An 8,225-nucleotide genomic window follows, 5' to 3' on the forward strand; every position below is an offset into this window, starting at 1 on the left:
AATGACGTTCCGGCAAAAAGCCATGTCTTTTGAGCTGCGATTCAAGTTGGGTCAGAGTGTAGGGCCGACCAAAACCAAAAGGCGTGGCATCGCTTCGCGACCAAAGGCCTGCACGGTTCGGAACAATAAAGAGTGCTCTGCCCCCTGGCCCCAACGTACGCCAACATTCCGCAAGTACCGCCGAAGGATTCTCAGAAGTCTCAAGCCCATGCATTACGACGAGGCGATCAACACGACCCGTTTCAATAGGCCAAAGCATTTCCTCGCAAAGGACGGACACGTTTGGCATGCCTGCGGGCCAGGGAATCACACCCTGTGGACCGGGCATCAAAGCCATGACGCGCCTTGCGTCCTTGAGATAGGGACGCAAAAGTGGCGCGGCAAAGCCGAAACCAGCAACGGTTTGGCCCTTGGCTTCGGGCCACATTTTGAGAACCCGATTGCGAACCGCGCGCTGCGCCGCGCGGCCCAATGCGGATCGATAATAAAAATTTCGCAAGTCCTGCACATCAAGATGCATTGCAGCGCCCTTCATGATCAGCCACTCTGAGGTAAATCATATCAACACGGAGCCGAAACACCATGCCTTATGAAATCGTGACCATCCCGTGTTTAGCCGACAACTACGCTTTTCTGATCGCAAACACAGAAACCGGCGAAGCGGCCATCGTCGATGTGCCAGAAGCGGGTCCAATCAATGAAGAAGTGGCCAAACGCGGCTGGCGGCTCTCGACCGTCCTTTTGACGCATCATCATTGGGATCATGTGGACGGGCTTGATGGTCTGAAAGATCGCGACTCTTTGCATATCGTCGGAGCCGAAGCCGACGCGCACCGTCTGCCCCCATTGAGCCAATCTATATCTGAGGGCGACACAATCGACGTCCTTGGCATGTCCACAAGCATTTTGGACGTTTCAGGCCACACCCTTGGCCATATCGCGTTTCACATGCCGAAACTTGATGCTGTTTTTACGGCCGATAGCCTTATGGCGCTTGGATGCGGACGCCTTTTTGAAGGAACGCCAGCGCAAATGTTCGAAAGCCTTGGCAAGATCGCGGCGCTCCCAGAGGAAACAGTCGTTTATTCCGGCCATGAGTACACAAGTACCAATGCAAAATTCGCTTTAACTATTGAACCTAGCAACTCGGCACTTATTTCTAGATGCGAAGCCACAGAAAAGGCGCGTTTGGCTGATACACCAACCGTGCCCTCGCAGCTGAAACTTGAACGTGCCACAAACCCGTTTTTGCGCGCACACATCCCGCAAATTGCCGAGCACCTAAACATGCAAGGCGCAACTCCTGTCGGCGTTTTTACCGAGATTCGAAAACGTCGCGACGCCTTTTGAACGTAACAAAACACCTTCGATCTGGATGATTGTCACAAATCTTGACGTCTCAAACATCAAAATTGATCGAAAACTGACAGAAATGACTTGAAGCTTTGGCTTTATCGACCAAACTTTAAGAGTATAGGCCTAGTCTGCGCGGCATCCCCGAGCAGGGCCCAAGAAAAGGAGCACGCCGTGCCATCATTTTCGACCACACTGGAGCAGGCAATCCACTCCGCATTGGCGCTGGCCAATGCTAGACGCCATGAATTTGCAACGCTAGAGCATCTCTTGCTCGCGTTGGTGGATGAGCCGGATGCAGAACGTGTCATGAAGGCATGCTCGGTTGATACCGAAGAACTGCGCCAAACACTTGTTGGCTTCATTGACGACGACCTCAGCAACCTCATTACAGATGTTGAAGGGTCGGAAGCGGTTCCAACGGCCGCCTTCCAACGCGTTATCCAACGCGCCGCAATCCACGTGCAAAGCTCTGGGCGTTCTGACGTCACAGGTGCGAACGTGCTGGTCGCGATGTTTGCAGAGCGCGAAAGCAATGCCGCCTACTTCCTTCAGGAACAAGATATGACCCGCTATGATGCGGTGAACTTCATCGCGCATGGCGTGGCAAAAGACCCAGCATTTGGCGAACAGCGCCCTGTCAGCGGCTCACCCGAAATCGATGAAGAAGGCGCAGCCGCGGCGATGGACGGCGAGGAAAAGAAAGAAAGCGCGCTTGCGAAGTATTGCGTTGATCTGAATGTCAAAGCCGCCAAAGGCGACGTTGACCCATTGATCGGCCGCGATACTGAAGTTGAGCGTTGTATTCAGGTCCTGTGCCGTCGCCGCAAGAACAACCCGCTTCTCGTGGGTGATCCGGGCGTTGGGAAAACAGCCATTGCCGAAGGTCTCGCGCGCAAGATCGTTCAGGGCGAAATCCCGGCGGTTCTGTCGCAAACAACAATCTTCTCCCTCGATATGGGTGCGCTTCTTGCTGGCACACGCTATCGAGGTGACTTTGAAGAGCGCTTGAAAGCCGTTGTGACCGAGCTGGAAGACCACCCTGATGGTGTTCTATTCATCGATGAAATTCACACTGTGATTGGCGCGGGTGCCACATCTGGCGGCGCGATGGATGCTTCCAACTTGCTGAAGCCTGCGCTTCAGGGCGGCAAACTACGCACGATGGGTTCAACGACGTATAAAGAGTTCCGCCAGCACTTCGAAAAGGATCGCGCGCTGAGCCGTCGGTTCCAGAAGATCGATGTGGCAGAGCCATCTGTGACCGATAGCGTGAAAATCCTCAAAGGTTTGAAGCCTTATTTTGAGGACCATCACTCCGTCAAATACACCGCAGATGCCATCAAGACCGCTGTTGAACTAGCATCGCGCTACATCAATGATCGCAAGTTGCCCGATAGTGCAATCGACGTGATTGATGAAGCAGGCGCAGCGCAGCATTTGGTTGCCGAAAGCAAGCGTCGCAAAACGCTTGGTACGAAAGAGATTGAAGCCGTCGTCGCTAAGATCGCGCGCATCCCGCCGAAGAACGTGTCGCGCGATGATGCAGCTGTGCTCAAAGACCTTGAGGCAAGCCTGAAACGCGTTGTCTTTGGTCAGGATACGGCAATTGAGGCGCTTAGCTCTGCTATCAAACTGGCGCGCGCAGGCTTGCGTGAGCCTGAGAAACCCATTGGCAACTACCTCTTCGCAGGTCCGACGGGCGTTGGTAAAACCGAGGTGGCAAAACAGCTTGCTGATACGCTCGGCGTTGAAATGCTGCGCTTTGATATGTCCGAATATATGGAGAAACACGCAGTCAGCCGACTGATTGGTGCGCCTCCCGGCTATGTAGGCTTTGATCAGGGCGGTTTGCTCACAGATGGTGTTGATCAGCATCCACACTGTGTATTGCTGCTGGATGAGATCGAAAAAGCGCATCCAGATGTGTTCAACATCCTCTTGCAAGTCATGGACCACGGTAAGCTGACGGATCATAACGGCCGCGCGGTTGATTTCCGTAATGTCGTTTTGATCATGACATCCAATGCTGGTGCGGCTGAGCAAGCGAAGGAAGCGATGGGCTTTGGCCGTATGGCGCGCGAGGGTGAAGATACTGCCGCCGTTGAGCGCACATTCACGCCAGAATTCCGCAACCGCCTAGATGCGATCATCAGCTTCGGCGCCCTGCCGAAGAAGGTCATCATGCAGGTTGTCGAAAAATTCGTTCTGCAGCTTGAAGCGCAGCTTATGGATCGCAATGTCACGTTTGAGCTGTCCAAGGCAGCAACGGAGTGGATCGCCGACAAAGGGTACGACAGCAAGATGGGGGCGCGTCCACTCGGCCGTGTGATCCAAGAGCACATCAAGAAGCCACTGGCGGAAGAATTGCTCTTTGGCAAACTTGCCAAAGGCGGCATTGTCAAAGTTGGCGTCAAAGACGGCAAGCTTACGCTTAAGACAGATGGCCCAGAAAAGCCGCGCTTGTCCGGTAAAAAGCCACCGTTGCTGACGGCCGACTAATGCGCGCCACGCTTTTTGCACTTACATTTACAGCCCTCGCAGCGCCTGCTGCGGGGGCTCCTCTTTTGACCTTTCCGGTGGATTGCACGCTCGGCGACACATGTTTCATTCAACAATACATGGATCATGATCCCGGCCCCGGGTTTCGCGATTTCAAATGCAATGCACGTTCCTACAACACCCACAAAGGCACCGATTTTGCAGTGCCAACAGCACGCGATGCCCAAGCAGGTGTGGACATTCTGGCGGCGGCGTCTGGCACTGTGCTCGGTACCCGCGACGGAATGGCAGATGTCTGGGGCGGAGAGATCAACGCCGATGCAATCAAAGGGCGTGAATGCGGCAATGGTCTCGTGATTGACCACGGCGATGGGTGGCAAACCCAATATTGCCATATGCAAAACGGATCGCTCGCGGTGAAAAAGGGCGATTTGGTTCAGGCTGGAACTGTTCTTGGGCAGATCGGGATGAGCGGGCGAACCCAATTCTCACATTTGCACCTATCTGTGCGCAAGGATGGCGCGCCAATCGATCCATTTGCCCCAGACGGCGCGCAATGCAATGCGCCAATTACCGAAACGCTTTGGGATGAAACGCCGCTCTTCCAAGCAGGTGGAATTCTGGACATCGGATTTGCAGACCACGTGCCCGAATTCACGGATATCAAAATGGGAGTAGCTGATCGCCGACTGACAGCGCGCTCCAATGCTTTGGTCAGCTTCGTCTACCTGTTTGGCGGCAAGGCGGGTGATGAGGTGACTCTCACGTTCTCTGGCCCAGACGGCTTTGACGTAGAACAGGCCTATGAGTTGCCCAAATCACTCGCTCAGTTCTTTCGCGCGGTCGGGAAAAAACGCAAATCAGAAAGTTGGCCCGTAGGATCATATGTGGCCAAAGCGACGCTCACCCGTGATGGCGAAATTCTTGACACTCAACAGAGTACCTTTCAGATCACCCAATAGGCGCTATTTTTCAGTGAACTTCAGTTCAATCCGCCGGTTTTGCGCGCGGGCTTCATCGCTGTCTTCGGTATTCACAGGTTGATATTGACCAAACCCGTTTGCTGCCAAACGATCCGGCGGCAAGCCAAGGAAATTCACCATATATTTCACAACAGACAGCGCGCGCGCCTGGCTCAATTCCCAGTTATCCGCGAACTCCCCCGTTCCGGACAAGGGCACATTATCGGTGTGACCATCAACGCGGATCACCCAATCGATTTCTTGCGGGATATCCCCTGCAATCGAACGCAGGATATTCGCGACTTTAGCAACTTCGCCGCGTCCTTCGTTGGATAGATCGGCCTGTCCTGGTGCAAACAATACTTCGGAAGAGAATACAAAACGGTCCCCTTCGATACGAACGCCATCTTGCGATCCAAGAACGTCACGCAAACGGCCGAAGAATTCTGAACGGTAACGCTCCAAATCTTTGGTTTGCTCAGCCAGAGCTTTCGCTTCCGCTTCGAGGCGTAAACGCTCAGCTTCCTCTAGCTCGCGGCGCTTACGTTCCTCCGCAGCAACACGTGCGAGGGCCGAATTCAATTCAGACCCAAGGTTTTGCAACTGAACCTGAGAGACCGCGTCTTGGACTTTGGCCTCATCCAAAATGGCCTGCAGACTGGACAGCTGCGAACGCAATGCCGCAACCTGTTGATTAAGTGCTTCGGTCTGCTTTTGCGCCTCGCTCGCGCGCGATTGCTCCTCGGCAAGCTCCTCTTGCGCAGCCGCTAACAAGATCGCGCGTTCCGTCGCTTCATTCAATCGAATGTCGGCCTGTCGCTCAGCCGCTAGTTTCGCGGCAAGCGCGGCGGCCAATTGGCGTTGCACCTCTTCGCGCTCCAACTCTGCGGATGTACGCGCAGCCAACGCTGCAGCGAGAGTTTGTTCGATCTCTGAAACATCTCCAGCAGCGGCCACAGCAGCTTCTGCGCGCGCTAGGGCGTCTCGGGTGCTTGCAAGCTCTTGGGTCAGCGCATTGATCAAACGCGTTGACTCTTCTTGCTCTAAGGTGAGTTCAGCAAGGCGTACACCGGTTTGATCCAGCTGGCTTTGCATATCAGCAATTACACCAGCGGAACTCTGCTGTTCAGCGGTCAGCGCCGCAAGTTCAGCATCTGTAAGGTTCTGAGCCTCTCGCAGGGCCACTATTTCAGCCTCAGCGCGTTCTAGGGCGGTGCGTGCTTCTGCGAGTTCAACGTCCGTACTGTTACGCGAGGCCAAAAGGTTCGTAATCGTGGCTTCCGCCTCTTGTTGCTCGGCCTGCGCTTTGGCGAGTTCGGCATCTGCGATGTCACGTGCCGCGAGCAAGCTGGCAATTGTGTCCTTTGCATTGTCGCGTTCGGCGATCATCGCAGCTAATTCTTCGTCCGTGCTGTTTTTGAGTGCTTCCAACGCCGCGATCTGCGCCGCAATTCGGATGTTACTTTCTTGGCGCTCTTGCGTGGTTTGTTCTTGTTGCGCTTTGGCCGCATCCAAATCAGATCGTGCCAGCGCCAATTGCGCGAGAACCTCGGACAGTTCTTTTTCTACTGCGGCCTTAGCGGCGCCCGTATCTTGCCCAGACGTGACCGCTGCCGCCAACTGCGCTGTCAGATCTTCCTGCGCCGTGCGCGCGGCTGCCAACAATGTGAGCGTGTCTTCGGCCTCTTTGCGCTGCGCTTCAAGGGCCAAGGTCATCGCAGTCAATTCGGCATCTGCATTTTCCAAACGCGCACGTAACGCTTCCGCCGCTTCCGCTTCGAGCAGGCGCGCGCGTTCTTCTGCGCTTAGCGCTTCTTGCAATTCAGCGAGTTCATCAGCCCGAGCGGAGAGCGTTGCATCTTTTTCTTCACCCTCTGCGCGCAAGTCCGCAATCAGGGCTTCCATCGCTTCGCGCTGAGATGCAGCCAATCGAGCTGCCTCAACCTGATCGTCAATTTCAGAACGTGCGCTCGCGAGGGCCAAATCCAAGGCCTCTTTTTCGCTGAGCAGCGCGGCTTGCGCCTCTTCAAGCTCGGCAATGTTGCCAAGAGCCGTGTCGCGTTCGCTGAGCAAGGACGCAACTTGCGCTTCAAAACTGGAGATCTCAGCGCGCGCAGCCGCAATGGTCGCGTCTTGTTCAGCCGTTTGTTGCTGCAAGGCCGCGATAAGCGCGGATTGCGCCGTGGCGCGTTCGTTCACATCATCAAGGGTGGCATTGAGATTGCCGAGGTCGTTCTCAAGGCGCTCTGTACGATCTCGCTCAAGGCCTAGAGCGGCGGCAAGGGCGGAAATTTCCTGCCCGAGATCATCAAGCTTGCTTTCTTGGCCTGTAATCGTTTCGCGCAGTACGAATTGCATCACCATGAAGATGGTCAAAACGAACATCAAAACCAGCAATAGACCGGTCATCGCATCCACAAATCCAGGCCAGATCGACCCTTGGAAGCGTTGTCCTGTGCGCCGCGAAAGTGCCATTAGCCGCCATCACGGTTGCGCGGCGGTTGCTGTGGTGGTCTGCCTTTGCCCGCGTTGTTATTTGGACGCCGTGGTTGCGTTAGCAAACGTCCAAGAGCGCCGATATCCGCGCGAATGTCCGCAGTGGTTTCTGCACGGCCCGCAGACATCTCTTCGAGGATCTTGAGCATCTGAACATCAATTGAACGCAGGCGCATACGGCTTTCCGCATCCATCCCTTCGCCTCCGAGCGAGCCACCATCGAGCTTGGAGATCAAACGCTCCTGCCCTTCCGCGACGCGGATCAATGCATCTGTGGCAGTCCCCGTTGCTTCCATACGTTCGGTCATTCTGGAGATCGCATCAGTCAAGGCGCTGAGTTTGTCATCCACCATAGAACGCGAAATGTCGCTTTGGGTGAACATCATTTGCAGCGCTTCCATCTGCTCGCCCATGTGATCCATAATGCCGGCCATCGCCGCGTTTTCAACGCCGCCTTCGCCGTCACCAGAGGAATATCCAAGGCGCGTGATGGTGGATAGCCATTCTTCGAGCTCACGGTAAAAACGGTTTTGACCGTGCCCTGCGAAAAGCTCGAGCAAGCCAACGACAAGCGATCCTGCAAGGCCGAGCAGAGACGAACCGAACGCGACTCCCATGCCGCCCATTTGGGCCTCAAGACCGGATTGCAAACGTTTGAACACATCGGCGCCGGTTTCACCTTCGGCAGCACTCAGGTTGCGGATCGTGTCCACGATGGCTGGAACTGTGGTTGCAAGACCGTAGAACGTTCCCAGCAGACCAAGGAAAATCAGCAAATTGACCAGATAGCGCGTGATCTCGCGGGCTTCATCGATCCGCGTTGCGACCGAGTCCAAAATCGAGCGCGTCGAGCTGGCAGCGATTTGCATGCGTGCACCGCGAGAACGTAGCAACGTTGCCAAAGGCGCCAAC

Annotated in this window: 6 protein-coding genes; 3 read left to right on the plus strand and 3 right to left on the minus strand. The window is 55.2% G+C overall.

Going from position 1 to position 8,225, the window contains the following annotated elements; translation table 11 throughout:
- Nucleotides 1-520, minus strand: a 520-nt coding sequence (locus tag ABJQ89_RS05785) for a methyltransferase domain-containing protein (RefSeq protein ID WP_348495322.1), incomplete at its 3' end; no start/stop codon positions are given.
- Nucleotides 521-582: 62 nt separating this feature from the next.
- Here ABJQ89_RS05785 and gloB point away from each other — a divergent pair.
- The 3 genes from gloB (at nt 583) to ABJQ89_RS05800 (ending at nt 4,817) form a co-directional block, all read left to right on the plus strand.
- Nucleotides 583-1,350, plus strand: a complete 768-nt coding sequence (gene gloB, locus ABJQ89_RS05790) for a hydroxyacylglutathione hydrolase (protein WP_348495317.1) — start codon at nt 583-585, stop codon at nt 1,348-1,350.
- Nucleotides 1,351-1,527: 177 nt separating this feature from the next.
- The gene (clpA, locus tag ABJQ89_RS05795) at nt 1,528-3,855 is read left to right on the plus strand and encodes an ATP-dependent Clp protease ATP-binding subunit ClpA (protein ID WP_348495318.1); all 2,328 of its coding nucleotides are present in this window, start codon (nt 1,528-1,530) and stop codon (nt 3,853-3,855) included.
- A complete protein-coding gene (locus ABJQ89_RS05800; protein WP_348495319.1) occupies nt 3,855-4,817 on the plus strand; it encodes a M23 family metallopeptidase in 963 nt (320 codons plus the stop codon). Before clpA ends, ABJQ89_RS05800 begins: the two co-directional genes overlap by 1 nt.
- A gap of 3 nt (nt 4,818-4,820) precedes the next feature.
- Here ABJQ89_RS05800 and ABJQ89_RS05805 read toward each other — a convergent pair whose 3' ends face one another.
- On the minus strand, nt 4,821-7,292 hold the full coding sequence (locus tag ABJQ89_RS05805; RefSeq protein WP_348495320.1) for a peptidoglycan -binding protein: 2,472 nt from the start codon (nt 7,290-7,292) through the stop codon (nt 4,821-4,823).
- Nucleotides 7,292-8,225 (minus strand): biopolymer transporter ExbB (locus ABJQ89_RS05810; RefSeq protein ID WP_348495321.1); only part of this gene is annotated, 934 nt, incomplete at its 5' end. The genes ABJQ89_RS05805 and ABJQ89_RS05810, both read right to left, overlap by 1 nt.

It is taken from the genome of Planktotalea sp. (assembly GCF_039984035.1).
GTDB lineage: Bacteria > Pseudomonadota > Alphaproteobacteria > Rhodobacterales > Rhodobacteraceae > Planktotalea.

Coding starts and splice junctions, on each gene's coding strand:
- gloB (WP_348495317.1), top strand. CDS start 583: ATGCCTTATGAAATCGTGACCATCCCGTGTTTAGCCGACAACTACGCT.
- ABJQ89_RS05800 (WP_348495319.1), top strand. CDS start 3,855: ATGCGCGCCACGCTTTTTGCACTTACATTTACAGCCCTCGCAGCGCCT.
- ABJQ89_RS05805 (WP_348495320.1), bottom strand. CDS start 7,292: ATGGCACTTTCGCGGCGCACAGGACAACGCTTCCAAGGGTCGATCTGG.